Annotated in this window: 1 protein-coding gene; it reads right to left on the bottom strand. The window is 68.2% G+C overall.

The window, feature by feature from the left end:
• Window positions 1-10: 10 nt before the first annotated feature.
• Window positions 11-1,186 (bottom strand): ISAs1 family transposase, encoded by a 1,176-nt coding sequence (locus AC5WRT_RS38820; protein ID WP_496098920.1) that lies wholly within the window; start codon window positions 1,184-1,186, stop codon window positions 11-13.
• Window positions 1,187-1,297 lie beyond the last annotated feature (111 nt).

The raw sequence follows: 1,297 nt of genomic DNA, 5'->3' as shown, positions 1-1,297 counted from the left end.
CAGGGCTTGATCAAGTTCCGTTGAGGTCGGGCTTGTAGGTGATGCCCAGGATGGGGAGGGCTCGTTCGGGTTGGTCGCGGATGGCGCGGGTGGTCTTCGCGATGTTGGTCGCTCCGAGGGCTTTCAGGGCTCCGATCGCGAGGTTGCGGAGGGTGGCCATGACGCGGGGTGCGTTACCGGCGTGGACAGTGGAGGAGTCTTCGGCGAAGGTACGGTCGCGGATGTGGTGCTGGGCTTCCACGGTCCAGTGTCCGCGCAGGTGGGAGGCGAGTTCGGCCGGTTTCGCCTGGTGGACGTCGAGGCTGGTGACCGCATAGACGGTCTCGCGGGTCTCCTTCCTGCCGGTCTCTTTGCGGCGGCGGTGAACGCGGAGGGCGAGTTTCGCGTGGGGGAAGGCGATGCCGCCAAGGTTGTCGGCGATGGCGAGAGTCTTGATCGAGCGGGACTCGCGACGGCCGTGTCCCTTGTTCGAGGCGGTGTGCTGGATGGCCACCGCATGCCAGTCCAGACCGTCCAGTTGGGCCCAGGCGGTGGGCTGATTGGGCTTGATCACGGCCACGTAGTGCGCCTTCTTGGTCTCGGCCAGCCAGGCGACATTGGCCTTCACGGAGTGCAGCGCGTCGAAGGTGACCACGTCTCCGTCCAGGTCGAGCGGTGCAAGCAGGGGCTGGAAGTGCCGTGTCTCGTTGGTCTTGGACCCAACCTCAGCCTGGGCGAGGGTGACCGGGCAGCCGTGGGTGACGGCGGACAGCAGGTGCCGGCGGGGCTGGTCCAGGCGGGCGGAGCCGCGCAGCGCCTTGCCGTCCACGGCGATCACCCGTCGCCTACCCGGGGCTGCGGCGGTGTGGCGGTGAGCCAGCCAGGCTCCTACGGCCGCATCGAGTGCGTCGGTGTCGAGACGCTCGAGGACCCTCCCGATCGCCGACCTGGACGGTGCATGCCGCCAGCGCAGCAGGTGACGGCGCACGCCGAGCGTGGCGAGCAGCCCTGCGTCGGCGCGGGCGCCCCACTCGGCGAGTTCGTCGATGGTCCGGGCTCCCGAGACCGCGGCGGCCGCGCAGACCAGCAGGATCGAGGTCAGCGAGTACCAGCGGCCCCGCCGGGAGCGCGGATCGGGCACCGCCTCCAGGAAGAACCGCAGGTCAGACGTGGCGTCCGGATTGAGTGGACCCAACTTGGCCAACACGGCAGGGATCGGGGAAGATGAGACAGCGGACACGGGAATCCTTTTGATCACTTGGCTTAGACACCTGAATGATCACGGATCCCGTGTCCGCTCTGTCATCCACCCCAACCC

The sequence above is a fragment of the Streptomyces sp. NTD91 genome, assembly GCF_059510455.1.
Note: the sequence above shows the minus strand (reverse complement) of the source record. Positions and strands in the feature narration are given on the sequence as shown.